General features: G+C 66.4%; 25 protein-coding genes. 21 read left to right on the top strand and 4 right to left on the bottom strand.

From position 1 onward, the window contains the following. Positions 1–121: 121 nt before the first annotated feature. Together ACEU5R_RS21720 and ACEU5R_RS21715 are read right to left on the bottom strand one after the other, a co-directional pair. A complete protein-coding gene (locus ACEU5R_RS21720) occupies positions 122–1,462 on the bottom strand; it encodes an aspartate aminotransferase family protein (protein WP_392411559.1) in 1,341 nt (446 codons plus the stop codon). Positions 1,463–1,499: 37 nt separating this feature from the next. Then, entirely contained in the window at positions 1,500–2,432 is a 933-nt protein-coding gene (locus tag ACEU5R_RS21715; RefSeq protein WP_103275352.1) for a MurR/RpiR family transcriptional regulator, read from the bottom strand. 269 nt (positions 2,433–2,701) lie between these two features. Between ACEU5R_RS21715 and ACEU5R_RS21710 the strand changes: the two genes are divergently transcribed. From ACEU5R_RS21710 to ACEU5R_RS21685, 6 genes are all read left to right on the top strand, one after another. After that, positions 2,702–3,253 (top strand): MarR family winged helix-turn-helix transcriptional regulator, encoded by a 552-nt coding sequence (locus tag ACEU5R_RS21710; RefSeq protein WP_103275351.1) that lies wholly within the window; start codon positions 2,702–2,704, stop codon positions 3,251–3,253. Then, entirely contained in the window at positions 3,250–3,810 is a 561-nt protein-coding gene (gene ectA, locus ACEU5R_RS21705; RefSeq protein ID WP_103275350.1) for a diaminobutyrate acetyltransferase, read from the top strand. The genes ACEU5R_RS21710 and ectA overlap by 4 nt, the downstream gene beginning before the upstream one ends. A 121-nt stretch (positions 3,811–3,931) precedes the next feature. Further along, complete coding sequence (gene ectB, locus ACEU5R_RS21700; RefSeq protein WP_392411558.1) at positions 3,932–5,242, top strand: diaminobutyrate--2-oxoglutarate transaminase; 1,311 nt, start codon at positions 3,932–3,934, stop codon at positions 5,240–5,242. Further along, the gene (locus ACEU5R_RS21695; protein ID WP_103275348.1) at positions 5,239–5,649 is read left to right on the top strand and encodes an ectoine synthase; all 411 of its coding nucleotides are present in this window, start codon (positions 5,239–5,241) and stop codon (positions 5,647–5,649) included. Before ectB ends, ACEU5R_RS21695 begins: the two co-directional genes overlap by 4 nt. Before the next feature lie 14 nt (positions 5,650–5,663). Next, complete coding sequence (gene thpD / locus ACEU5R_RS21690) at positions 5,664–6,590, top strand: ectoine hydroxylase (RefSeq protein WP_103275347.1); 927 nt, start codon at positions 5,664–5,666, stop codon at positions 6,588–6,590. Between the two features lie 135 nt (positions 6,591–6,725). After that, a complete protein-coding gene (locus tag ACEU5R_RS21685; RefSeq protein ID WP_392411557.1) occupies positions 6,726–7,598 on the top strand; it encodes an MOSC domain-containing protein in 873 nt (290 codons plus the stop codon). Positions 7,599–7,644: 46 nt separating this feature from the next. Here ACEU5R_RS21685 and sugE read toward each other — a convergent pair whose 3' ends face one another. Beyond that, positions 7,645–7,962, bottom strand: coding sequence for a quaternary ammonium compound efflux SMR transporter SugE (sugE, locus tag ACEU5R_RS21680; RefSeq protein WP_212312470.1), 318 nt, complete (start codon positions 7,960–7,962; stop codon positions 7,645–7,647). 286 nt (positions 7,963–8,248) lie between these two features. Between sugE and panD the strand changes: the two genes are divergently transcribed. From panD to ACEU5R_RS21605, 15 genes are all read left to right on the top strand, one after another. Next, entirely contained in the window at positions 8,249–8,617 is a 369-nt protein-coding gene (gene panD / locus ACEU5R_RS21675) for an aspartate 1-decarboxylase (RefSeq protein WP_103275344.1), read from the top strand. Between the two features lie 61 nt (positions 8,618–8,678). Further along, entirely contained in the window at positions 8,679–9,725 is a 1,047-nt protein-coding gene (locus ACEU5R_RS21670; protein WP_103276574.1) for a CDP-6-deoxy-delta-3,4-glucoseen reductase, read from the top strand. A gap of 207 nt (positions 9,726–9,932) precedes the next feature. Then, positions 9,933–11,189 (top strand): D-amino acid dehydrogenase, encoded by a 1,257-nt coding sequence (locus ACEU5R_RS21665; RefSeq protein WP_103275343.1) that lies wholly within the window; start codon positions 9,933–9,935, stop codon positions 11,187–11,189. Positions 11,190–11,193: 4 nt separating this feature from the next. Further along, on the top strand, positions 11,194–12,534 hold the full coding sequence (locus ACEU5R_RS21660; protein ID WP_103275342.1) for an extracellular solute-binding protein: 1,341 nt from the start codon (positions 11,194–11,196) through the stop codon (positions 12,532–12,534). Positions 12,535–12,787: 253 nt separating this feature from the next. After that, positions 12,788–13,198, top strand: coding sequence for a TrbG/VirB9 family P-type conjugative transfer protein (locus ACEU5R_RS21655; RefSeq protein ID WP_392411556.1), 411 nt, complete (start codon positions 12,788–12,790; stop codon positions 13,196–13,198). Between the two features lie 33 nt (positions 13,199–13,231). Continuing rightward, a complete protein-coding gene (gene alaS / locus ACEU5R_RS21650) occupies positions 13,232–15,853 on the top strand; it encodes an alanine--tRNA ligase (protein ID WP_392411555.1) in 2,622 nt (873 codons plus the stop codon). After that, positions 15,853–16,122 carry a sulfurtransferase TusA family protein gene (locus ACEU5R_RS21645; protein WP_392411554.1) on the top strand — a complete coding sequence of 90 codons (270 nt, stop codon included), beginning with the start codon at positions 15,853–15,855 and terminating at the stop codon, positions 16,120–16,122. Before alaS ends, ACEU5R_RS21645 begins: the two co-directional genes overlap by 1 nt. Positions 16,123–16,293: 171 nt before the next feature. Continuing rightward, complete coding sequence (rpsP, locus tag ACEU5R_RS21640) at positions 16,294–16,554, top strand: 30S ribosomal protein S16 (RefSeq protein ID WP_103275338.1); 261 nt, start codon at positions 16,294–16,296, stop codon at positions 16,552–16,554. Between the two features lie 80 nt (positions 16,555–16,634). Continuing rightward, complete coding sequence (rimM, locus tag ACEU5R_RS21635; protein ID WP_103275337.1) at positions 16,635–17,252, top strand: ribosome maturation factor RimM; 618 nt, start codon at positions 16,635–16,637, stop codon at positions 17,250–17,252. Next, a complete protein-coding gene (gene trmD, locus ACEU5R_RS21630) occupies positions 17,252–18,070 on the top strand; it encodes a tRNA (guanosine(37)-N1)-methyltransferase TrmD (RefSeq protein ID WP_392411553.1) in 819 nt (272 codons plus the stop codon). The genes rimM and trmD overlap by 1 nt, the downstream gene beginning before the upstream one ends. A 258-nt stretch (positions 18,071–18,328) precedes the next feature. Then, a complete protein-coding gene (locus tag ACEU5R_RS21625; RefSeq protein ID WP_392411552.1) occupies positions 18,329–19,012 on the top strand; it encodes a helix-turn-helix domain-containing protein in 684 nt (227 codons plus the stop codon). Between the two features lie 90 nt (positions 19,013–19,102). After that, positions 19,103–19,855, top strand: a complete 753-nt coding sequence (locus tag ACEU5R_RS21620; RefSeq protein ID WP_392411550.1) for an ABC transporter substrate-binding protein — start codon at positions 19,103–19,105, stop codon at positions 19,853–19,855. Positions 19,856–19,978: 123 nt separating this feature from the next. Beyond that, the gene (locus ACEU5R_RS21615) at positions 19,979–20,632 is read left to right on the top strand and encodes an amino acid ABC transporter permease (protein ID WP_392411549.1); all 654 of its coding nucleotides are present in this window, start codon (positions 19,979–19,981) and stop codon (positions 20,630–20,632) included. Then, a complete protein-coding gene (locus ACEU5R_RS21610) occupies positions 20,629–21,360 on the top strand; it encodes an amino acid ABC transporter ATP-binding protein (protein WP_392411547.1) in 732 nt (243 codons plus the stop codon). Before ACEU5R_RS21615 ends, ACEU5R_RS21610 begins: the two co-directional genes overlap by 4 nt. Before the next feature lie 9 nt (positions 21,361–21,369). After that, complete coding sequence (locus ACEU5R_RS21605) at positions 21,370–22,659, top strand: NAD(P)/FAD-dependent oxidoreductase (RefSeq protein ID WP_392411546.1); 1,290 nt, start codon at positions 21,370–21,372, stop codon at positions 22,657–22,659. Positions 22,660–22,870: 211 nt separating this feature from the next. Here the strand turns inward: ACEU5R_RS21605 and ACEU5R_RS21600 are convergent, their stop codons facing one another. After that, positions 22,871–25,768, bottom strand: coding sequence for a valine--tRNA ligase (locus ACEU5R_RS21600; RefSeq protein WP_392411545.1), 2,898 nt, complete (start codon positions 25,766–25,768; stop codon positions 22,871–22,873). Between the last annotated feature and the right edge of the window lie 215 nt (positions 25,769–25,983).

Raw genomic sequence — 25,983 nt, 5'->3', positions numbered from 1 at the left:
CGGGGGGCACTAACCGGGGGGGGGGGGGGGGGCGCGGCGCGCCCCCCCCGCTTCTTTGCCGCTGCCGCCGGGCCTGCCGGCCAGGCGTGCCCGTGGCTGGATTCGCCGCGGACGCTCGCGCTCAGCCGCGCGCCTGTGCGATGGCGGCGTGGATCGCCCCGGCCAGGCGCTCCGTCAGCTGGTCGAGCTCGTCGTCCGAGACGATGAAGGGCGGGGCCAGCAATACATGGTCGCCATGGCGTCCGTCGATGGTGCCGCCCATCGGATAGACCATCAGGCCGCGCGCCATGGCCTCGCGCTTGACGCGGGCATGCAGCGACAGCGCGGGATCGAAGGTCTGCTTGCTGGCGCGGTCGGTGACCAGCTCCAGGCCCATGAACAGGCCCCGGCCGCGGATATCGCCCACATGCGGATGGTCGCCGAACGCGCGTTCCAGGCGCTGGCGCAATCCGGCGCCTTGCGCGCGCACGCGCTCGAGCAGGCCGTCGCGGCGGATGACCTGCTGCACCGCCAGCGCGGCGGCGCAGGCGGTGGCGTGGCCCAGATAGGTGTGGCCATGCTGGAAGAAGCCCGAGCCCTGTTCGATGGCGCGCACGATGCGCTCCTGCGCCATGACCGCGCCGATAGGCTGGTAGCCGCCGCCCAGGCCCTTGGCGATGGTGATGAGGTCGGGCGTGACGCCTTCCTGTTCCACCGCGTACAGCGTGCCGCTGCGTCCCATGCCGCACATGACCTCATCGGCGATCAGCAGCACGCCATGGCGGTCGCAGACTTCGCGGACGCGGCGGAAATACGTGGACACGGCCGTGACCGCGCCCAAGGTGGCGCCGACCACCGGCTCGGCCACGAAGGCCATGACGCTGTCCGGTCCCAGCCGCTGGAAGGTCTGTTCCAATTCGTCGGCCAGCCGCGCCGCGTATTGCTCCTCGCTTTCGCCCTCGCGCTGGTCGCGGTAGGCGTAGCAGGGCGAGACATGCTCGACCTCGATCAGCAGCGGGGCGAACTGCGCCCGCCGCCAGGCGTTGCCGCCGACGGCCAGCGCGCCCAGCGTGTTGCCGTGATAGCTCTGGCGGCGCGCGACGATGTGGCGGCGGCCGGGCTGCCCGATTTCCACGTAGTACTGCCGCGCCATCTTCAGCGCGGCCTCGATGGCCTCGGAGCCGCCGGAGACGAAATAGGCGTGTGACGTGCTGGCGGGGGCGTCCTCGACCAGCATGGCGGCGAGCGATTCGGCGGCCTCGGTGGTGAAGAAGCTGGTGTGCGCGTAGGCCAGCGCGTCGATCTGCGCGTGCATGGCGGCCAACACGTCGGGGTGGTTGTGTCCCAGGCAGGACACCGCCGCGCCGCCCGAGCCGTCCAGGTAGGCGCGGCCGGATTGGTCGTACAGCCAGGCGCCCTGGCCGCGCACGGCGACGGGGGGCGTGGCGCGCAGGGAGCGATGGAAAACTCGGGAGCGGGTCATGACGCAGGTTCCGGACAAGGTTAGGCGCGCGGCGGATTCAGCGCCGCGCGCGGGAGGGGGCTGGGCGGCCAGGCGTTTCGGGCCAATACACGCCATCGGCGCGCTGGCGCGATTCGATTTCGGACAGCCGTTGCAATACGCCGTCGCCGCCCAGGACGGCGACGCGCGCGATCAGGTGCTCGGCCAGGCCGAGCAGGCCCGCCGTGCTGTGGAAGAACGAAGCGGGTCCGCCCGTGTCGCCGGGCGCATCCTCGGGCCGCGCGAAGCGCAGGACATGGCGGGCGAACGGAAGGATCGGGCTGGTGGGGGCGTCGGTCAGCGCGATCACGGCCGCGCCGCGCTCGGCCGCCGACCGCGCCAGTTCGAGCGTGGCCGCCGCGTAGGGCGCCTGCGTTACCACCACCAGCGCGTCGCCCTGGCCCAGGGTATCGGCCTCGTCGGAGGAGGCGCCGCCCAGGCCGCCGATCAGCATGCCGTTGCGGCACAGCATCTGGTAGGCATAGCGCATCTGGAAGGCGATGCCGAAGGCCGAGCGCGTGCCCAGGAAGCCGGCCTGGCGGGCGGCCAGCAGCGTGGCGGCGGCTTCGTCGAAGGCGGAGTCGGCGTTGACGGCGCCGATGGATTCCAGTGCGGCGGTCTGCCAGCGGGTGAGGGCGGCGCGCGCGTCCACAGCGGGCGTTTCGGCGCGCCGGGCCTGCAGGCGCGCGGCGCGGTCGCGCCAGCCCGCTTCCATGCCTTGGGTCAGCGCGCGCTGGAAGGGCGCGCGGAAGGCCTCATAGGTGTCGCAGCCGGCGGCGCGCGCCATGCGCAGCATGGTGGCGGGCGCCACGCCCACGGCCTGGGCCTGGCGCCGCATGGACCACAGGCCGACCTCGGCCGGATTGTCCAGCGCCCAGCGTGCCGCCCGCTGGAGTTCGGCGGGCAGGCCGGGCAGCATGTCGCGCAGGCGGTCCTGGAGCGTGGAGGTCATGGACGTGGGACTCGAAATAAAACAAATGATACTTCTGTCTTTATTGAAAAAACAATTGTTTTATATGGGCTGGGCAAGAACGAGCGCGCGAGCCGGTCACGGCGGATTTTCTGAATGAATGTAACGGCTGTCGTCGCGGGAAACGCCGGGGCAGAGGGCGGGCGGGGTACATGGATTTGATTACAAAATCCGCCGGGCTCAGGTTTGACAGAGGAGAATTGCGCTCATATCATTTGTACAGAAATCAATTTAACTGAACTGATTCAGTCATGAATAAACAGACCGTAACCGATCCCTCGCAGCAGTACGACCTGCGCATCCTGCGGGCCTTGCGCCGCATCACGCGCTCGATCGCCCTGCATTCGCGGCAGCTGTCGGCGGTGAGCCACATCACCGCGCCGCAGCTCATGTGCCTGCGCACCGTCATCGCCAACGGGCCGCTGACGGCCACGGCGATCAGCCGCGAGATCCACGTCAGTCCCAGCACCGTGGTCGGCATCCTGGACCGCCTGGAGGACAAGGGGCTGATCCGGCGCGAGCGCGGCCGTGAAGACCGCCGCATCGTGTTCGTCACCGCGACCGAAGCCGGACGCGCACTGGCCAAGGATGCGCCGTCGCCGCTGCAGAAACACCTGGCGGACGCGCTGAACGCGTTGCCGGAACTGGAGCAGGCCACCATCACGCTGTCGCTGGAGCGCATCGTGGCCTTGATGGAGCAGGACGGGCACGCGGCCGCCGCCGAGCCGCACGCCGATCCTGCTTCTCCCATCCTCGAGGTGCCCACCGGCGGCGCGCCTCCCGAATCGGGGCTGGTCGTATGATCGATACCGCACAGGAAACCCCCATCCTCTCAAGTGCCGTGGCGCCGGCGGCTTGCGGCGGGACGCAGCAGATGCGCCCGCCCAGCCGCAAGGACGGCGCCGCCCTGCACCGCCTCATCTCCGAGTGTCCGCCGCTCGACCTCAATTCCCTCTACGCGTACTTGCTCCTGGCTGAGCATTTCAGCGACACCTGCGTCCTGGCCGAAAGCGCCGGAGGACGCATCGACGGTTTTATCTCCGCTTATGTGCTGCCCGACCGGCCCGACGTCCTGTTCGTCTGGCAGGTCGCGGTGCACGCCCGCGCACGCGGCCATCGGTTAGGCCGCGCCATGCTCAGAGAACTCTTGCGGCGCAAGGGGCTGGAGCATGTTCGTCATCTCGAAACCACGGTGGGGCCTGACAACCAGGCTTCGCGCCGCAGCTTCGCCGGCCTCGCCGCGGAGCTGGGCGCCCACGTCAGCGAGCAGCCGTTCTTCGACCGGCAACTGTTCGGCGGCGCGGACCATGACGACGAGATGTTGTTGAGGATAGGCCCGTTCACCTTGCCCGCCCCGTAGGCGGGTGGGGCGGGCGCCCTGCCATAACCGGGATGGTGCTGACGGTCCGGCCGCCGCGAGGCGTGGCCGGGCGGGAGCAGGCCGTCTGTCAACTCATGATCTGAAAGGGAGGATTGATCACATGGACTTGAAAATCTTTGACCGGATGGAGTCGGAAGTAAGGGGCTACATCCGGTCGTTCCCCGTGATATTCAGCCAGGCCAGAGGCTCGACGCTGATCGACGAGGAGGGAACCGAGTACATAGACTTCTTCAGCGGCGCCGGCACGCTGAACTATGGCCACAACAATCCTGTCCTCAAGGAAAAGCTGCTGGACTACGTGCGCGCCGATGGCGTGGTGCACGGCCTGGACATGGCCACCAGCGCCAAGAAGGCGTTCCTGGAAACCGTGGACCGCGTGCTGCTCAAGCCGCGCAACTGGCAATACACCTTGCAGTTCACCGGACCCACCGGCACCAACGCGGTCGAGGCGGCGCTGAAGATCGCGCGCCAGGTCAAGGGCCGCCCCAATGTGGTGTCGTTCACGCACGGCTTTCACGGCGTGAGCGGTGGTTCGCTGGCGGCGACCGCGAACATGAAGTTCCGCGACGCGGCGGGCTACGCGCTGGCCAACACCAGCTTCATGCCGTATGACGGCTACTTCGGTCCCGACGTGGACACCATGGCCTATCTTGAGCGCATGCTGGATGACCCCAGCAGCGGCCTGGACAAGCCGGCCGCCGTGATCGTCGAGACCGTGCAGGGCGAGGGCGGCGTGAACGTCGCCACGCTGCGCTGGCTGAAAGAGCTGGCCAAGCTCTGCCAGCGGCACGACATGCTGCTGATCGTGGACGACATCCAGGTCGGCTGCGGCCGCACCGGCACCTTCTTCAGCTTCGAGGCCGCCGGCATCCGGCCGGACATCATCACGCTGTCGAAGTCGCTGTCGGGTTTCGGCCTGCCCATGTCGCTGGTGCTGATGAAACCCGAGCTGGACGTCTGGAAACCGGGCGCCCACAGCGGCACGTTCCGAGGCAACAACCTGGCCTTCGTCACCGCCACGCAGGCGCTGGAAACCTATTGGACCAACGCTGCCTTCAGCGCCGAGATCCAGCGCAAGGAAAGCCTGGTGCGCGACTGGCTGGAAAACCTGGTGCACAGCTTTCCCAATGCCGGCCTGTCGGTGCGCGGCCGCGGCCTGATCCAGGGGCTGGTGTCCAACGCCTCGCCGGCGCTGGCCAACCGTATCGCCAAGCGCGCCTTCGGCAAGGGCGTCGTCATCGAGACCTCGGGCGCGCACGACGAAGTGCTCAAGTTGTTGCCCGCGCTCACCATCGAGGAAGGCCTGCTGAGGCGCGGCTTGGAAGTGATCGAGGCCAGCGTGTCCGAGGCGCTGGCCGACGAAGACGGGCAGTCCGCCCGCATTCTGAAATTTGGAGGTAAACGCGGATGATCGTACGCAATGTCAAGGACGTGATCGGAACGGCGGACGAAGTCCGCACGGACACCTGGGTCAGCCGGCGCGTGCTGCTGAAAAAGGACGGCATGGGATTTTCCTTCCATGAAACCACGATCTTCCCGGGCGGCCGCACGCACATCCACTACAAGAACCACCTGGAAGCGGTCTGGTGCGTCGAGGGCGACGGCTCGATCCAGACCATCGCCGACGGCAAGACCTACGCGCTCGAACCGGGCGTGGTCTATGCCCTGAACGAGCATGACGAGCACTGGCTGTGCGGCGGCAAGGAGCCGCTGCGCGTCATCTGCGTATTCAATCCGCCGCTGACCGGTCAGGAGGTGCACGACAAGGACGGCGTCTATGCGTTGCCCGAGGCGGGCGCCGACGCGGTCGCGGCCTGAACAAGGAGGCGAACATGATTTCACCTGCGCAAGATCCGTACGCCTCGCGTACGGATCGCGGTTCCGCCATCATTTCCCGCCAGGATCCGGTGGTCCACGGCGACGGCCTTTACGCCGATGCCCTGGATGCCGCGCAACTGGAACGGTACGAACGCGACGGCTTCCTGCTGCTGGAAGATCTGCTGTCGCCCGGCGAGGTCCGCGCCCTGGCGGCCGAGGTCGAGCGCATGACGCGCGACCCGTCCATCATGCGGCGCGAAGAGGCCATCACCGAGCCGGGCAGCAACGCCGTGCGCTCGATCTTCATGGTGCATGTGCTCAACCCCGTGCTGGCCCGCCTGACGCGCGATCCGCGCCTGGTCAACGTGGCGCGCCAGATCCTCGGGTCCGAGGTGTACGTGCACCAGTCGCGCGCCAACATGAAGCCGGGCTTCAAGGGCAAGGAGTTCTATTGGCATTCGGACTTCGAGACCTGGCACGTCGAGGACGGCATGCCCGCCATGCGGGCGCTGAGCTGCTCGGTGCTGCTGACCGACAACAACGCCAACAACGGCCCGTTGATGCTGGTGCCGGGTTCGCACCGGCAGTTCATTTCCTGCGTCGGCCAGACGCCCAACGAGCACTACAAGCAGTCGCTCAAGAAGCAGGAGTACGGCGTGCCGGATCCGGTCAGCCTGCAGCTGCTGGTGGAGCAGGGCGGCATCCAGGCCATGACGGCCAAGGCCGGATCGGTGGTGTTCTTCGATTGCAACACCATGCATGGCTCCAACAGCAACATCTCGCCCTGGCCGCGCGCCAACGTATTCATGGTCTACAACAGCATGGAGAACACGCTGGGTCCGCCGAAGTACGGCCTGACGCCAAGGCCCGAGCACATCGCCACGCGCAAGGCCTTCAAGGCGGTCACGCCGCTGGACGCACTCAAGCTGGTCGGCGCTTGAGGCAGGATTGCACCGCGATCGGCGCGCCGGCATCCCCTACGTGGAGCGCCGGCGCGCGCAGCCCAGGCCGCGGCCTGGGCTTTTTTTCGACCTTCCGCTATGCTCTGGCGACTTTCACATCTCGCCATCCGCGCCATGTCCGCCCGTATCCTCAGCCTGCATATCTATCCCATCAAATCCTGCGCCGGCATCGATCTGAGCGAATCGCCTATCGACCGCGCGGGGCTGGCGCACGACCGGCGCTGGATGTTGATCGACGGCAGCGGGCAGTTCATGACGCAGCGCCAGTGGCCGCGCATGGCGCTGATCCGCACCGCGATCGACGACGGCGCGCTGCGCGTGTCGGCGCCCGACATGGCCGACCTGCTGATCGCGCTGGACGGCTCCGGCCTGGAAGCGGGCAGCGAAACCGTCACCGTCTGGAAGGACAGCCTGCCCGCGCTGCGCGAAAGCGCCGCCGCCGGCCGCTGGTTCTCGGATTTCCTGGGCACGCCCTGTCGCCTGTACAAGGTCGATCCCGCCGCGCGCCGACCGGCCAAGACCGATTGGGTGTCGCGCTGGCTGGATGCGCATCCGGACGAGTCCGAGCGTTTCTCCGGTACCCATCATTTCGGTTTCGCCGACGGCTTTCCGCTGCTGGTGGCCAACCAGGCCTCGCTGGACGACCTGAACGCCCGGCTGCTCGCGAAGGGCGCGGCCGAGGTGCCGATGGACCGGTTCCGGCCCAATATCGTGGTGCAGGGGGACTGGGAGGCGTTCGAAGAGGACCATACCGCGCTGATCGAGGCGGCGGACGTGCGCATGGCTTTCGTCAAGCCCTGCACCCGCTGCTCGATTCCGGACATCGACCAGCGCAGCGCGCAGCAGTTCGACGAGCCGGGCCGCACGCTGGCGTCCTACCGCAACCTGGAGATCGGCGTGGTGTTCGGCCAGAACGCCATCCTGGACGCGCCGGCGCAGGCGCGCCTGAAGGTTGGCGACGCGGTGCGGATCGAACTGGATTTCTAGGCCCGGCGGACATGGCCGCCGGGTGGGGGGCAGGGCCGGATTGGCGTCAGGCCGACGACAGCTTCAGGCCGACCAGCCCCAGCACGATCAGTCCCACGCTGACGATGCGCATCCAGCTGGTGGATTCCCCGAACAGCACGATGCCGGCGATGAAGGCGCCGATGGTGCCGATGCCCACCCAGATGGCATAGGCGGTGCCCAGCGGCAGCGTTTTCATGGCCAGGGCCAGCAGCCAGAAGCTGATGGCCATGCCGGCCACGGTGACGAGCGAGGGGACGAGGCGGGTGAATCCGTGCGTGTATTTCAGGCCCACGGCCCAGACGACTTCAAACAGGCCCGCGAGCACCAGAATGATCCAAGTCATGACGACTCCTACAAAAGCCGCGCCGGCATGACCGATGCGCCGATTGCCGGCGCGCCGCCGGCGCGATGGGGTCGTCCCCGGGACAGGATGCGCGGCTTGTTTGATCGCGCGCAGCCGCAGGCCGTCCCGCAGCGGCAAAAATTATAGAATACCGGCTTTCGACGGCAAAACCGGGCGCCGTCGTCCTTCCGTCCCGTTCCGGGCGTCGCCGGCCGAGGCTGGCCGCCAGGACGGGATTCTTGCATCACTTCGCGCTCCGGGTCGCGAAACCAGGATATTTTCTACCATGCAACGCATCATGCTGCGGGCCAAGCTGCACCGCGTCACCGTCACCGAAGCCGACCTGCATTACGAGGGGTCCTGCGGCATCGACGAGGACCTGCTGGACGCTGCCGGCATGCGCGAGTTCGAGCGCATCGAGCTCTACAACGTCACCAACGGCGAGCGCTTCGACACCTACATCATCAAGGCCGCCCGCGGCAGCGGCGCGATCTCGCTGAACGGCGCCGCCGCCCGCCGCGCCCAGGTGGGCGATCTGATGATCATCTGCACCTACGGCCCCATGTCCGAGGAAGACTCGGCCACGCACAAGCCGAAGGTCGTGCTGGTGGACGACGCCAACCGCGTCAAGGAAATCCGCAAGTTCCCGGCCTGAGGCCGGGCCGGGCGGGACGCGCGCGATGGCGCGCCCCGTCAACCCCATACTGTTTCATGCCATGAGCTTCCAGGTCATCATCCAACCCAGCAAGCACCAGTTCCCGGTCGAGCCCGGCCAGACCGTGCTCGACGCGGCCCTGGCCGCGGGCATCGTGCTGCCCTACAGCTGCCGCAACGGCGCCTGCTCCACCTGCAAAGGCAAGGTGGTGTCCGGGGAGTTCGACGCCGGCCAGTACCCCGCGCAGATCCTGTCGCCCGAAGAACTGGCCGACGGCTATACGCTGTTCTGCCAGGCGCGGCCCGAGTCGGATCTGGTGGTGGAATCCACCGAGGTTCGCCTCGCCAGCGATATCCAGATCCGCAAGCTGCCCTCGCGCGTGCAGACGATGGAGCGCGCCGCGCCCGACGTCGCCGTGCTCAAGCTGCAGTTGCCGGCCTCCGAGCAGTTCCGCTATTACGCGGGCCAGTACGTCGAGGTCATCCTGAAGGACGGCCGCCGCCGCAGCTATTCCATGGCCGGCGCGCCGCACACTGGCAGCCCGCTGGAATTGCACATCCGCCACATGCCTGGCGGCCTGTTCACCGACCACGTGTTCGGGGCTGGCGCCACGCAGATGAAAGAGCGCGAGATCCTGCGCCTGGAAGGACCGTTCGGCTCGTTCTTCCTGCGCGAGGACAGCGACAAGCCGGTGGTGCTGCTGGCCAGCGGCACCGGCTTCGCGCCGGTCAAGGCCATCGTCGAGCACATGATCCACAAGAACATCCAGCGTCCGGTATCGCTGTACTGGGGCGGTCGCCGTCCGCAGGACCTGTACATGGACGCGCTGGCGCAGTCGTGGACCGAGGCGCTGCCCGGATTCCGTTACGTGCCCGTGGTCTCCAACGCGTTGCAGGAAGACGGCTGGACGGGCCGCACCGGCTTCGTGCACGAGGCCGTGATGCAGGACATCGCCGACATGTCGGGCCACCAGGTCTATGCCTGCGGCACGCCCTTGATGGTGGACGCGGCGCGGCGCGAATTCAGCGTCCAGTGCGGCCTGCCGGCGGAAGAGTTCTACGCCGACGCCTTCACGTCGGAGGCCGACCTGGCCAAGGCCGCTGGCTGAGCCGGGCCTGGCCTGGCCGGCTGGGTGCAAGGGGCGGATCGGGCAGGCTGGAGCCGGGCCGTCGGATTCCGCCCCAATTTTTGCCTGCGGGCATCGTAGGCGGCGGCAGGCCGCCGGAGTAAACTGCAGTGTCATTTCGGCAGCGGCCTGGAGCGGCGCGCGGACATCGGGTCCGACGCCAGACTCCGCGCATGGAGCAATGCGGGCATGAAAGTAGCGGTATTGGGTAGCGGCATCATCGGAATTTCCAGCGCCTGGTGGCTGAGCCAGGCGGGCCACGACGTCGTGGTGATCGACCGCTGCACCGGCCCCGCCCAGGAAACCAGCCTGGCCAACGGCGCGCAGATCTCGGTGTCCTACGCCGAACCCTGGGCCAATCCCCAGGCGCCGTTCAAGCTGCTGAAGTGGATGTTCCAGGAAGACGCGCCGCTGCTGTTCCGCCCGCAGCTCGACTGGCGCCAATGGATGTGGGGCCTGGCGTTCCTGCGCGAGTGCTTGCCCGGCAGGCTGGCGCCCAACATCCGCGCCATGGTCCGCATGGCCGAATACAGCCGCGCCACGTTGCGCGCCATGCGCGCCGACCTGGGCATCCAGTACGACCATCTGGAGCGCGGCATCCTGAATTTCTATCGCGATCCGCAGGAATTCGAAAATTCCCAGCGCGCCGCCGGGCTGATGCGCGACTTCGGCGTCGAGCGCCGCGTGGTGTCGGCCGACGAGGTCATCGCCATCGAGCCCGCGCTGGCGCCGCATCGCAATACCATCGTCGGCGGCGACTACACGCCGGAAGACGAAAGCGGTGACGTGCACCTGTTCACGGTCGCGCTGGCCGAGCATTGCGCGCGGGCCGGCGTCGAGTTTCGCTACAACACCCAGGCCACCCGGCTGCTCACGGCCGGCGGCAACGTGCAGGGCGTCGAGCTGATCGATCCGGACGGCCGCTACGGCACGCTGTCGGCCGACGCCTACGTGGTGGCGATGGGCAGCTTCAGTCCCGCCATGCTGCGTCCACTGGGCATCCCCTGCAACGTCTATCCGGCCAAGGGTTATTCGGCGACCTTCCCGATCGTCAGGCCCGATGCTGCGCCCGTGGTCAGCCTGACGGACAGCAGCCACAAGATCGTCTTTTCGCGGCTGGGAGACCGGCTGCGCATGGCCGGCACGGCAGAGCTGTCGGGCTATTCCCGTGGCCTGAACACCGCGCGTTGCGAGGCGCTTACCCGCCTCGCCCGCCAACTTTTTCCCGACGCGCTCGATTTCGAGCGCGTCGGCTATTGGTCGGGCCTGCGCCCGTCCACGCCTTCCAACGTGCCCATCATCGGCCGCAGTCGTATCCCCAATTTGTATGTCAACACGGGACACGGTACGCTCGGCTGGACGATGGGTGTTGGCTCGGGCCGGGCCCTGGCTGACGTGGTCAGCGGGCGCCAGCCTGAACCGGAATTTCCTTTCCTTGGTCTGTGAACCTATGAAGAAACTGCAATTGGCGGGTGTTGCCCGCGCGATGTTCGCCAGCCGGCGGGCATGGGTCTTTGGCGCCGCCATGGCGGCCGCGGGCGTGGCGCATGCCGCCCCCGTGGAAATCCAGGTCTGGCATACGCTGACCGACGCGAACAAGGCCGAGTTCGAAAAGCTGGCCAAGCAATACAACAAGGAGCAGGATCAGGTCAGCGTCACGCTGCGCGCCTTTGCCTCGCAGGCGCAGCTGCAGCAGGAAACCACTGCCGCGGTCAAGGCCAAGAAGGCCCCCAATCTGCTGCAACTGGCCGACAACCGTTCGCCCGAAGTCGTGGCCGAGCACAAGGCCGTGATGCCGATGTACGAACTGCTGGCCAAGTATCCGATCAAGGACCTGAACTGGTACGTGCCCGCCACCAGCAGCTTCGTGCGCGACGGCAAGGGCCGCTTGCTGGCCTTCCCCTGGATGGCCGAGATACCGGTGATGTTCTACAACACCGCCGCCTACAAGAAGGCCGGGCTGGATCCGCAGAAGCCCGCCCGCACCTGGTCCACCCTGCAAGGCGAGCTGCTCAAGCTGCGCGACGTGGCCGACATCGACTGTCCCTATGCCTCCAGCGACCAGGTCGCGGTGCACCTTGAGAACCTGGCGCCCGTGAACGGCCAGCTGTTCACCAGCAACAACAATGGCCTGGACGCCGTCACCAAGAAGACGCCGGCGCCGACCATGCAGTTCGACACGCTCTACATGCGCCACATCTCGCTGATGGTGAGCTGGAAGCGTTCGCTGCTGTTCATGGCGCACACGGCCGACAACGGCGCCGACAAATTGTTCGCCAAGGGCGAGTGCGCGGTGCTGACGTCCAATTCCGGTTCGTTCGGTCAGTTCCTGGCGACCAAGTCGCTGTCCTTCGGCGTCGCGCCGCTGCCGTACTACGACCAGGCCACCAGCAATGGCGGCCAGCCCTTCGTCAGCGGCTCGGCCCTGTGGGCGATGGAAGGCCATCCGAAGGACCAGGAAAAGGCCACGGCCCAGTTCCTGGCCTGGCTGTCCAAGCCCGTGGTCGCCGCCGAATGGCACCAGCGCACCGGCTATCTGCCGCTGACCGAGGCCGCTTTCCGCGCGTCCGATGTGTCGTTCTACAAGAGCATTCCCGGCGCGCAAGCCGTGATCGCTTCCATGAGCGCCCGTCCGTCCGCCAGCAGCCGCGGCTTCCGCATGGCGAACTACACGCGTATTGAACCGGTGCTGAACCAGCAGCTGACCGACGCGTTCGAAGGCAAGACCCCGCCGATGGCCGCGCTGAACAACGCCGCCAACCAGGCGCGCACCATCGCCACGCAACGCTGAGCGCGACGCCGTCGGCGGTCGCCTAAGGCAAGGCCCGGTCCTCGGACCGGGCTTTTTTTCGCCCTGCCGACGCGCCGGACCTGGTTGCCAGTCATCGCCGGGCCGCGTCTTTCCGGCCTGTGCCGTCACCCGGCGCGACGGCACGGGGATAAATCCGTCCCTCCGTACATGCCAGTCTGGCGCCGGATTTCGCCGCCCGCGATCATGCCTGCAAGCGTGCGCCGTCCGGCGCGCCGGTGACGGAGGAGAAGGCATGTCTTGGCGGATCATCATCGCGGCCGGCTTGGGCGGGCTTGGGGCGTGCGCAAGCCCGCCGGGCATGGACGGGGCGGCCTGGCCGGTGCCGGCGCCGTCGGCGTGCCCGTTCGATTTTGGCTGGCGCCTGTCCGGCGATCAGGCTGTCGCGCCGATGCAGGTATTCGACGACGGCCGCGAAATCTGGCTGCATTTCGCTCCAGAGGCCCGGCTGCCGGCCATCCTGGGCGTGGACGAAGAGGGCGAGCGCCCGCTGCCCCATACGCGCCGCGCGCCCTACGTGGTGCTGCCCGGCGTCTGGCCCGAACTGCGCTTCCAGGGCGGCGGCCTGAGGGCCACGGCGCTGCGCAATCAGGAGCCGGGCGGCAGCGTCCGGGAGGGACTCCATTGCCGCCAACCCTCTATATAATCAAAGATTCGCCTAAATTCCGCGTCGTCCACGATGAAATCCTCCGAGATTCGCCAGCAGTTCCTGCAATTCTTCAAGTCCAAGGGACACACCATCGTTCCTTCGTCGTCGCTCGTGCCGGGCAACGACCCGACCCTGCTCTTCACCAACTCGGGCATGGTCCAGTTCAAGGATGTGTTCACGGGCAAGGAGACGCGCTCGTATTCGCGCGCGACGTCGTCGCAGCGCAGCGTGCGGGCCGGCGGCAAGCACAATGACCTGGAAAACGTGGGCTACACCGCGCGCCACCACACGTTCTTCGAGATGCTGGGCAACTTCAGCTTCGGCGACTACTTCAAGCGCGACGCCATCTCGTACGCCTGGGAGCTGCTGACCCAGGTCTACAAGCTGCCCGCCGAGAAACTGTGGGTCACGGTATACCAGGAAGACGACGAGGCCTACGACATCTGGGCCAAGGAAGTCGGCGTGCCGGCCGAGCGGATCATCCGCATCGGCGACAACAAGGGCGCGCGCTACGCCTCCGACAACTTCTGGCAGATGGCCGACACTGGCCCCTGCGGCCCGTGCTCGGAAATCTTCTACGACCACGGCCCGGACGTATGGGGCGGCCCCCCTGGATCGCCCGAGGAGGACGGCGACCGCTACATCGAGATCTGGAACCTGGTGTTCATGCAGTTCGAGCGCGACGCCGCCGGCAACATGCCGCGCCTGCCGCGTCCCTGTGTCGATACCGGCATGGGCCTGGAACGCATCGCCGCCGTGCTGCAGGGCGTGCACTCCAACTATGAAATCGACCTGTTCCAGCGCCTGATCGCCGCCGCCGCGCGCGAGACCGGCGTCAAGAACCTGGAAGACAACTCCCTCAAGGTCATCGCCGACCATATCCGCGCCTGCTCGTTCCTCATCGTCGACGGCGTGATCCCCAGCAACGAAGGCCGCGGCTACGTGCTGCGCCGCATCGTGCGCCGCGCGCTGCGCCATGGCTACAAGCTGGGCCAGACCAAGCCCTTCTTCCACCGCCTGGTGCCGGACCTGGTCGCCGAAATGGGCGAAGCCTATCCCGAGCTGGCCGCGATCGCCGAGCGCGTGGCCCAGGTGCTCAAGCAGGAAGAAGAACGCTTCGGCGAAACGCTGGAGCACGGCATGCGCATCCTGGACGGCGCGCTGGCCGGCGTGGCCAAGGGCGGGCAGCTGGACGGCACCACGCTGTTCACGCTGTACGACACCTACGGCTTCCCGGTGGACCTGACCGCCGACATCTGCCGCGAGCGCGATGTCGACGTGGACATGGCAGGCTTCGAGGCCGCCATGGAGCGCCAGCGCGACCAGGCCCGCGCCGCGGGCAAGTTCAAGATGGCCGAGGGCCTGAGTTACGAAGGCGCCGACACGCGCTTCGAAGGCTACGAGCAGCTCGAGCTGAGCGGCGCCAAGGTCACCGCCCTGTACGTGGACGGCACCCAGGTGCAGCAGGTGCAGGCCGGCCAGAGCGCGGTCGTGGTGCTCGATGCCACGCCGTTCTACGCCGAATCGGGCGGCCAGGTCGGCGACACCGGCCTGCTGGAAGCCGACGGCCTGCGCTTCGCCGTGGCCGATACGCTCAAGATCCAGGCCGGCGTGTTCGGCCATCATGGCGTGCTGGAATCGGGCACGCTGTCGGTGGGCGACAGCCTGCTGGCCCGCGTCGACGCCGTGCGCCGCGCGCGCACCGTGCGCAACCACTCCGCCACCCACCTGATGCACAAGGCGCTGCGCCAGGTGCTGGGCGCTCACGTCCAGCAGCGCGGCTCGCTGGTCGATCCCGACAAGACCCGTTTCGACTTCGCGCAGGACGCGCCGCTGTCCGCCGAGCAGATCGCCCGCGTGGAAGCCATCGTCAATGCTGAGATCCTGGCCAACCAGCCCACCGTGGCGCAGGTCATGCCCTATGACGACGCGGTCAAGGGCGGCGCCATGGCGCTGTTCGGCGAGAAGTACGGCGACACCGTGCGCGTGCTGGATATCGGTTTCTCGCGCGAACTCTGCGGCGGCACCCACGTGTCCCGCACCGGCGACATCGGCCTGTTCAAGATCGTGTCCGAAGGCGGCGTGGCCGCGGGCGTGCGTCGCGTCGAAGCCATCACCGGCGACAACGCGCTGGCCTGGGTGCAGAACCAGAACGCGCTGCTGACGCAGGTCGCGGGCATGCTGCGCAGCACGCCGGCCGACCTGCCCGCGCGCATCGCGCAGGTGCAGGATCAGGTCAAGGCCCTGGAAAAAGACCTGGAGCAGTCGCGCAGCAAGCTGGCCGCCAGCGCCGGCAACGACCTGGCGTCCAGCGCCGCGGTCGAGGTCAAGGGCATCAAGGTCCTGGCCGCCAGCATCGCCGACGTCGATCCCAAGGCCCTGCGCGGCATGGTCGACAACCTCAAGGACCGCCTGAAGCCCGCAGTCGTGCTGCTGGCGACCGGCGCCGAAGGCAAGATCAGCGTGGTGGGCGGCGTCACGGCCGACCTGACCGGCCGCGTCAAGGCCGGCGACCTGGTGGGCTTCGTGGCCGGCCAGGTGGGCGGCAAGGGCGGCGGACGTCCGGACATGGCCATGGGCGGCGGCACCGACGCCGCGGCCCTGCCGGCGGCGATCGCCAGCGTGCAGAAGTGGGTGGAAGAGCGTCTCTGATGGATTCGTCGGACGTACAGGCAGGGCTGGGCGGCGAGGCGCCGGCTTTCGATATGGAAGTCGACGCCAGCGGCCTGACCTGCCCCTTGCCCATCCTGCGCGCCAAGAAAGCCCTGGCGCAGATGGAAAGCGGGCAGGTGTTGCGAGTGGTCACGACCGACCGCAATGCTGTCCGCGACTTCCAGGCGTTCTCGCGCCAGACCGGCAACGCGCTGCTCGCGCAGCAGGAGTCGGACGGCGGCTGCACGCATTTCCTGCGCAGACGCTAGGCGGCGAGCGGGTTCCGGCCCGGATTTGTACAATGCAGGGATGTGGCGTTTTGGCGTGCTGTTTGTCGTATAAAACGCGCTTCCCGATGAAATTTGGAGCCTGGATTTGCCAGCCGGCTTCTTTAGGTGCTAGAATTTCCCGTTTTTCACAACTAATTCAAGGGATTACCTATGGTGGTGATTCGCCTGGCCCGCGGTGGGTCCAAGAAGCGTCCGTTCTACAACCTGGTGGCTGCTGATTCGCGCAACCGTCGCGATGGCCGTTTCATTGAACGCGTGGGTTTCTACAACCCGGTGGGCAATGATGGTGCCGAGAACCTGCGCATTGCGCTGGATCGCGTGCAACACTGGACCAGCAACGGCGCCCAACTGTCGCCCGCTGTCGAGCGTCTGGTCAAGGATTACTCGGCCAAGGTTTCCGCCGCGGCCTAAGTGCCTGCGCGGTAGCCCTGCCGGTTTTTCCTGCCTGCTACAGCTTCAATAGCTGCCATTACGCAACCCATACTCACGACATGTCTGCTGCCGCACCCTCCAACGCGGCGCCTGCGGATCTGATCGAGCTGGGCCGCATCACTGCGGCCTACGGCATCAAAGGCTGGGTCAAGGTGCAGCCACACTCGGCGCAAGCCGAAGTGCTGCTCACGGCTTCTGAATGGTGGTTGACTCGCCCTGTGCCCGAATCGGCGCGGGGCGTTGTCGCGTCTGGGCCGGTCGCATACAAGGTCCTGCAATCCCGTTCCCAGGGCGCCACGGTCGTGGCGCAGTTGGCGGGCATTGCCGATCGCGATCTGGCCGAAGCCTTGCGCGGATTTTCCGTGCAGGCCTCGCGCGGGTCCTTCCCCGCGCCCGAAGAAGACGAATACTACTGGGTCGACCTGATAGGCTGCGCGTTGTATACCAACGCCAATGGCGAACCCGCGCTGATCGGCGTGGTGGACGAGGTCTTCGACAACGGCGCCCACGCCGTGCTGAAGGTCCTGTGCCAGAGGGAAGGGGCCGACGGTCCCGAAGCCATCCTCAATGCCAAGGGCAAGCCTGCCGATATGCTCGTTCCGTTCGTACGCGCGCACATTCTTTCCGTGGACCTCGCCGCTCGCCGCATTGACAGCGACTGGCCGCTGGACCTCTGATGCGTATCGACGTCGTTACGCTCTTTCCCGAAATGTTCGGGGTAGTGCGCGACCTCGGCGTCACCGGCCGGGCGCACGCCCAGGGTCGGTGGTCCCTGCATGCCTGGAATCCCCGCGACTTCACGCACGATGTCCATCGCACCGTGGACGACCGTCCCTATGGGGGCGGTCCGGGCATGGTGATGATGGCCGCTCCGCTGGAGGCGGCTGTCAGCGCCGCCCAGCAGGCGCGGGCTGCCCAGGGGCTGGGGCCTGCGCCGGTCGCCTTGCTGGCGCCGGTGGGGCGCCGCTACGACCAGGCCGGAGCCGAGGCCCTGGCCGCTAGCGACGGGCTGATTCTGATCTGCGGCCGCTACGAGGGCGTGGACCAGCGTTTCATCGAACGTTGCGTCACCCAGGAAATCTCGCTGGGCGACTTCGTCCTGTCCGGCGGCGAGATCGCCGCGCTGGCGGTAATCGATGCCGCCGTGCGCCTGCTGCCCGGCGTGCTCAACGATGGCGACTCGGCCTTGCAGGACTCGTTCAACGATACGCTGTCCGGCTTGCTGGACAGTCCGCATTACACGCGCCCGGAAGTCTATGAAGGGGTGCCGGTGCCGCCGCCCTTGTTGACCGGGCATCATGCCAATATCGCCCGCTGGCGCAGGGAGCGGTCGCTGGAGCTGACCCTCACGCGCCGTCCCGAATTGGTTGAATCGGCCCGCGTCCGCGGGGCGCTGACCTTGGCCGATGAACGATTTCTCGCTGAGCTGGCGGGCGAATCCTTGCCCCCCCTGCCTGCCCGGCGTCGTCGCGGCGCCAAATCCGGGGCTTCCTGAGCCGCTGGCCGCATGGCGCGGCCGCGCTGCATTGATTCCACAATTTTATTGGTGAGATGTGTGCCCCGCGCGGATCGGGGGGATCTCGCTCGGCCGGCTGTCGGCGCTTTCGCGCCTTGCCGGCTTTCCGCATCGCAATATTGCGGTCCATGGATTTCCGCGGCGCAACCGCTCTGAGTTGGCCTAGGGATGCTCCTAGGTTGTCGCTTTTCGCGCATCTCCCTAGCATTGAAAATTATATAAAAATGAAATTTTCATATGCGCCGATCCTCTCCTCCTGCGTCCGCGCCACGCGCTGACACACCCTTGGCCGAGCCGCTGCTGGCGGCGGGCCGTCCCGAGTCCGCAGTGGATATGTGGCTGGGCCAGCAACTGCGCCAACTGCGCAAGCAGCACGGTAGATCGCTGGCGGATGTGGCACGGGCCTGCGGCATGTCCGTGGGGCTGCTCAGTCAGATCGAGCGAGGCCTGAGTTCGGCGTCGGTCAAGATCCTGCATCTGCTGGCACGGGAGTTCAGCGTGTCGGTCAATACCTTGCTGCGCAATGCCGAACATACAGAAATCGAAGATGGCGGTCGTGTGGCCCGCGCGGGAACGCATCGGTATATCGACTTGCGGGAGAAGGGCATCGTCAAGGAGATGTACACGCCGCCAGCCTGCCGCAGCATGGATCTATGCCGCGCAACGATCGAGCCAGGCGGTTCCACGGGCAACGAGCTGTTCGTGACCGGGCAAGGCGAGCAGATCGGCGTGGTGGTCAGGGGCGTGCTTGAACTTTGGGTGGGCGATCGTGTTGTGTTGCTCCAGGAGGGCGACAGCTTTTGCTATGCCAGCAGCACGCCACGCCGCTGGCGCAATCCCGGAGCCCAGACGACTGAGGTCATCTGGGCGATTTCGAACATCAACCAAGCTGCGGGGGACACGACACAACCGGCGCCTTGAGCGCGTGGGCAGCAAAGCGGCGCGATGACGTTGGGGATCATCCGCCTTCCGGGCAGCGCCCGGGACTCCTTGCCAAGTTGGAGACATGTCATGAAATTCAAAATCCTGGTTGTTGTTGCATTCGCAGCGTTGTCAGCGGCGGCGGCCGCGCAAGCCCAGACGGTGTTGAAGGTCGGGTCCACGCCGACCGGCAGCCCGTTTACATTCCTCGATACCAAGACCAACTCGATCGAGGGGGTGATGGTGGATATCGTCAGGGCGGTTGGCAAGGAAGCAGGTTTCGAGGTGCAGATCGAGCCCATGGCGTTCTCGGCGCTGATCGGCTCATTGACGTCCAAGCGCATCGATATCGTCTCGGCGGCCATGTTCATCACGCCGCAGCGCCAGCAAGTGGTCAGTTTTTCCGTGCCGGTGTACCAGTATGGCGAAGGCGTGATGGTACTCAAGAGCGACGACAAGGAATACAAGTCGTTCGCCGACATGAAGGGCATGAGCGTCGGCGTACAGGTTGGAACGGCCTTCGTCGAGCCCATCCAGAAGAGCGGCGTCTTTAAGGAAGTGAAGCTATATGACAGTCCCCCGGACATGATGCGCGACGCCAATGCCGGCCGCATTCAGGGCGGCTTCATGGACTATCCGATCGCCGCCTACATCCTGAGCCAGGGCAATTATCCCAATCTGAAAATGGCTCGCTCGTACCAGCCTACTGTCGTGGGCAGCCTGGGTCTGGCCACGCGCAAGGACGACACGGCCTTGCTCGATCGCATCAACAAGGCGCTGGCCAAGCTGAAGGCCGATGGGGTCATTGATGGAATCCTGAAAAAGTGGGGGCTGGGCGGCTGACGCCTGTGCGACCGCGGGCGGGGCGTCGCGGTTGATGCCTCGTCCGGGCCGCGCGCCTGTGCGCGCGGATCTGCCGCGGCCAATGTGCTGGGCCGAGGTTTTGTTGGGGGGGGGGACCGAGCCATGATGGAATTCTTCAGGGACGCGGCGGAATACCTGCCGATATTGTTGGAGGGCGCCAAGCTCACCGTTCTGGTGACGCTCGGCTCATTGGTGTTGTCTACATTGCTGGGCCTGGCGTGGGCGCTGATGCGCGTGTCGGGCAACAAATACCTTTCGAAATTCAGCGCGGGCGTGATCAACCTGCTGCGCGGCATTCCGATCATCGTGCTGCTGTTCTACATCTATTTTGTGATGCCGGACATGGGTATCGCGTTGACGGCGCTGCAGGCTGCCATCATCGGATTGGGCATCGCCTATTCGGCCTATCAGGCGGAGAATTTCCGCGCCGGCATCGAAGCCATTGATCGCGGTCAGATCGAGGCCGCCATGGCGATGGGCATGAGCTGGAGCATGACGATGCGCCGGGTCGTGTTGCCACAGGCCGTCAAGATCGTGCTGCCGCCCTACGGCAACATCATGATCATGATGCTCAAGGATTCTTCGCAGGCGTCCACCATCACCGTGGCTGAGCTTGCGCTGCAGGGCAAGCTGATTGCGGTCTCCACCTTCAAGAACGCGACGGTATTCTCGCTGGTGGCGCTGATGTACCTGTTGATGTGCGTGCCGTTGATCCTGCTGGTTCGCCATCTGGAAAAAAGGAGTGGCGCCAAATGATCGAACTCAAGGGAGTGCGCAAGAACTTTGGGGCGCTGGAGGTGCTCAAGGGCATCGATGCCGACGTGGGCAAGGGCGAGGTGGTGTGCGTGATCGGGCCCTCAGGTTCCGGCAAGTCCACCATCCTGCGCTGCATCAACGGCCTGGAGCGCTACAACGCCGGCCGCATCACCGTGGATGGGGAATTGGTGGACTGCGATGCGCCGTCCATTGTTTCCATTCGCACGCAGGTGGCGATGGTGTTTCAGCGCTTCAACCTGTTCCCCCACCGCACCGCGCTGGAGAATGTGGTGGAAGGGCCGATCTACGTGAAGGGCGAGCCGCGCGCGCAGGCCTTGGAGCGCGGCCGCGAGCTGCTGGCCAGCGTCGGCCTGGCCGACAAGGCTGGCGCGCATCCGCCGCAGCTCTCCGGCGGCCAGCAGCAGCGTGTGGCGATCGCGCGGGCGCTTGCGATGCGCCCCAAGGCCATCCTGTTCGACGAGCCGACATCGGCCCTGGATCCAGAGCTGGTGGGCGAGGTGCTGGGCGTGATGCGCAAGCTGGCCGAGGCCGGCATGACCATGGTCGTCGTGACGCATGAGATGAGCTTCGCGCGCGAAGTGGCCGATCGCGTCATGTTTTTTGACGGCGGCGTGATGGTGGAACAGGGTGTCGCTCGGGAAGTGCTGAATCATCCGCAGCATCCACGCACGCAGGACTTTCTGCGCCGCGTGCTGCATCCCATGTGAGAGGCCATCATGTCGCAAACGCCTTTTCCTCTTTCTCCTTCGCTCTGGGCCGCCACCGCCGTGCCGCCGCCGGACACGCATCCATTGACCCAGTCGACCCAGGCTGACGTGCTGGTGGTGGGCGGCGGTTATGCCGGCCTGAGCGCGGCGCTGCATCTGGCTGAACAGGGAGCGCGCGCGGTGTTGCTGGAAGCGCGCGAGATCGGTTTCGGCGGTTCCGGGCGCAATGGCGGACAGGTCATCCCGGGCTTGAAATACGATCCTGACGCGCTGCTCTCCATGTTCGGCGCCGAGGGCGGCGAACGGCTGATACGTTTCGCTGGCGCAACGGCTGATTCCGTCTTCAACCTGATCGAGCGGCATGGGATGAACGTGCCGCGTGTGCGCCATGGCTGGATCCAGGGGGCGCACAATGCCGCCGCCCTGAAGCTGGCGCACGCGCGCGCCGCGCAATGGGCGCGCTGGGGCGCCGACGCCCAACCGTTGGACAAGGGCGAGGCGGCGCGCCTGATTGGCTCTGATCGGTATCTGGGCGGCTGGGTTGACCGGCGCGCGGGCGCGGTGCAGCCATTGAGCTATGCGCGCGAGCTGGCCCGGGCCGCGCTGGGGGCTGGCGCCGTGCTTCACACCGATACTCCTGTCACGGGCTTCAAGCGTGATGGCGGCAGATGGGTCGCCCGCACAGCTGGCGGCCCCGTGGTCATGGCCGATCGCGTGGTGATGTGCGCCAATGCCTACGGCGGCGACCTGCTGCCAGGACTGAGAGCCTCGATCATCGATGCCAATACGTTCCAGGTGGCCACCTCGCCTTTGCCGGAGCGCTTGCGCGCGGGCATATTCCCGGAAGGTCACGTTACGTCCGATACCCGCAACTTGCTGCTGTACTTTCGGCTCGATCACCAGGGACGACTGCTGATGGGCGGTCGCGGACCATTCCGCGAGCCCACAGGGGTGCAGGATTGGTCTCACTTGGAACGGGTGATGGTGAAGTTGTTTCCGCAGGTGGCGGGCGTGCCGTTTGAATACCGCTGGTGCGGTCGCGTGGCCATCACGCGCGACTACCTGCCGCATCTGCACGAGCCGCAGCCGGGGCTGTTGGTGAACGTCGGCTGCCAGGGTCGTGGCGTGGGTTTGCAGACGAGCATGGGTCATGCCATGGCGCGATATCTGCTCAGCGGCGACCCCGGGGCATTGCCTGTGCCCTTGTCGCCCGTGAAGTCCTTCCCGCTGTACGGCTTGCGCCGCCTTTACGTCGGCGCAGCCGTCACGTGGTTCCGCATGATCGACGGCGGGGTGTAGGCGGCGCGGTTGCACAGCAAAATGGGAGGGACGCCCTTGAGCGCCGAGGACGGCGGGCGCCGATCCAATGCGTGAAGCCCAAGTTGAAAGCGCAGGATCCGGTTCCATGCCGGATCCTGCGCTTTCCAGCGCCGCTCAGCCGCTTGGGGACTGGTTTGGGGCTGTTTTCGCGGCGGAGTTTTTCGCAGGTACGCGTCTTGGGCGAGGGCGGTTAGTTGCCCAGCTTGGCGCGCTGTTCCTGCACCTTGCGCAGCGTTTCGCCGAATTGCGCGACGCGGGCCTTTTCCTGCTCGACGACGGCGGCGGGCGCGCGTTCGACGAAACTGGCGTTGGACAGCTTGCCGTTGGCCTTGGCGATCTCGCCTTCGAGGCGGGCGATTTCCTTGTCCAGGCGCACGCGCTCGGCGGCGACGTCGATCTCCACGTGCAGCATCAGGCGGCTGGCGCCGACCACCTGCACCGGCGCGCCGGCATCGGGCAGGGCATCCAGCACGTCGACCCGGCTCAGCTTGGCCAGCGCGGCCAGGTAGGGCGCGTTGCGCTTGAGCATGTTCCGGTCTTCGCCCTGGGCGCACAGCGGCACCTTCTGGGCTGGCGACAGGCTCATCTCGCCGCGCAGCGCGCGCACGGCCTCGACCTGGGCCTTGAGTTCGGCCACGTCGGCTTCCGCCGCCGCGTCCTGGGCGGCGGGGTTGGCGACCGGGAAGGGCTGCACGCTGACGCTGCCGGGCACGCAGGCCTGACGCTTGCCGGCCACCACCGAGACCGTCTGCCACAGTTCCTCGGTGATGAAGGGGATGATGGGGTGCGCCAGACGCAGCACCGCTTCCAGCACGCGGATCAGCGTGCGGCGCGTGCCGAGCTGCTGAGCGGGCGTGCCGGTCTGGATCTGGACCTTGGCCAGCTCCAGGTACCAGTCGCAGTATTCGTCCCACACGTAGCGGTACAGCGCGTTGGCGACGTTGTCGAAGCGGTAGTCGGCGAAGCCGCGCGCCACATCGGCTTCCAGCGTCTGCAACTGGCTGACGATCCAGCGGTCGACGAACGAGGTCTCGCCGGCGTCCGAACCCGTCAGGTCATGCCCCTCGGTGTTCATCAGCACGAAGCGGGTGGCGTTCCAGAGCTTGTTGCAGAAGTTACGGTAGCCCTCGCAGCGCTTCAGGTCGAAGTTGATGTTGCGGCCCAGCGTGGCATAGGCGGCCATGGTGAAGCGCAGCGCGTCGGTGCCGAAGGCGGGGATGCCGTCCGGGTACTGGCGGCGCGTGGTCTTCTCGATGGAGCCGGCCTGCTTGGGGTTCATCAGGCCGTAGGTGCGCTTGGCCACCAGCCCATCCAGGTCGATGCCGTCGATCAGGTCCACGGGGTCCAGCGTGTTGCCCTTGGATTTGCTCATCTTCTGGCCGTCCGCGTCGCGGATCAGGCCGTGCACGTAGACGTGCTTGAACGGAATCTGGCCGGTCATGTGCGTGGTCAGCATGACCATGCGCGCGACCCAGAAGAAGATGATGTCGAAGCCCGTGACCAGCACGCTGGATGGCAGGTAGCGCTGCAGGTCCGGCGTGTTCTCGGGCCAGCCCAGCGTGGTGAAGGGCACCAGGCCGGACGAGAACCAGGTGTCGAGCACGTCGGGGTCGCGCGTCAGCGGTCCCGTCACGCCGGCGGCGCGGGCCTGTTCGATGGCTTCGGCCTCGTTGTGGGCGACGAACACCTGGCCGTCTTCCGCGTACCAGGCGGGGATCTGGTGGCCCCACCACAGCTGGCGCGAGATGCACCAGTCCTGGATGTTGTTGAGCCACTGGTTGTAGATGGTGGTCCAGTTGTCGGGGTAGAACTGGATGCGGCCGTCGGCCACGACTTCCAGCGCCACCTGGGTGATGCTCTTGCCCGGGTTCAGCGTGCCTTCGGGCGCCGGCTTGCTCATGGCTACGAACCACTGGTCGGTCAGCATGGGTTCCAGCACCACGCCGGTGCGGTCGCCCTTGGGCTGCATCATCTTGTGCGGCTCGACCTTGACCAGGAACTGCTCGGCTTCCAACTGGGCGACCACTGCCTTGCGGGCCTCGTAGCGCTCCATGCCCTGGAATTGCTTGGGGCCGTTCTCGTTGATGTGGGCGTCCAGCGTGAAGATCACGATCATGGGCAGATCGTGGCGCAGCGCGCAGGCGTAGTCGTTGAAGTCGTGCGCGCCAGTGATCTTGACGCAGCCGGTGCCGAATTCGGGGTCGACGAAATCGTCGGCGATGATGGGGATGTTGCGGTCGCACAGCGGCAGCTCGACCAGCTTGCCGACCAGGTGCTTGTAGCGCGGGTCTTCCGGATGCACGCAGAGCGCGCCGTCGGCCAGCATGGTCTCGGGGCGCGTGGTGGCGATGGTCAGGCCGCGCAGCGTGACGCTCTGGCCGTCCTTGTCGGTGATGGTCTGCGGGCCGTCGACGAAGGGGTAGAGGATGTGCCACATGTGGCCGTCGGTTTCCTCGGACACCACTTCCAGGTCGGACACGGCCGTCAGCAGCTTGGGATCCCAGTTGACCAGGCGCTTGCCGCGGTAGATCAGGCCCTGTTTATGCAGGCGCACGAAGGTCTCGACCACGCCGCGCGACATGCGCTCGTCCATGGTGAAGTACTCGCGCGGCCAGTCGGCGGATGCGCCCAGGCGGCGGACCTGTCCGGTGATCGTGCTGCCGGACTTTTCCTTCCATTCCCAGACTTTTTCGACGAACTTCTCGCGGCCCAGGTCGTGGCGCGAAACCTTTTGGGCGTCGAGCTGTCTTTCAACGACGATCTGCGTGGCGATGCCGGCGTGGTCGGTGCCGGGAATGAACACGGTGTCGTTGCCCGACATGCGGTGGTAGCGCACCAGGCCGTCCATGATGGTCTGGTTGAAGGCATGGCCCATGTGCAGTGTGCCCGTCACGTTGGGCGGCGGGAACTGGATCACATAGGGCGTGGCTTCCGACCCCGTTTTTACGTGCTGGCCGGCCGTGAAATATCCGCGCTTCTCCCATTCCGCATACCAGCGGGATTCGAGTTCGGCGGGTTCGAAGCTCTTGGAAAGCTCCGGGGATTCGGTGGCGCCAGCGGCGGCGTTCGGGGTTGCGGCTTGGGTCATTGCAGGGTTCCGGCAGACAGGTAGCCCGGTCGATGGAGGCGGGCAGCAAACCGATCATTTTAAGATGTAATGCGGTCTTCTCGCCGTGTTAGAATACCGGGTTACTGTAAACCTTTTGGAAGTCCCTGAATTCATTGAGGATTCATTGAAAAAGTTCATATTGAAACTTCAATGAAAACGCGGTGAGATTTCAGAACATGCCGTCCAGCGCGTCC

It is taken from the genome of Achromobacter sp. 413638, from assembly GCF_043119405.1.
Classification (GTDB): Bacteria; Pseudomonadota; Gammaproteobacteria; order Burkholderiales; family Burkholderiaceae_B; genus Achromobacter.
The sequence above is the reverse complement of the archived record's forward strand: the minus strand, read 5'-3'. Positions and strand labels throughout refer to the sequence as shown.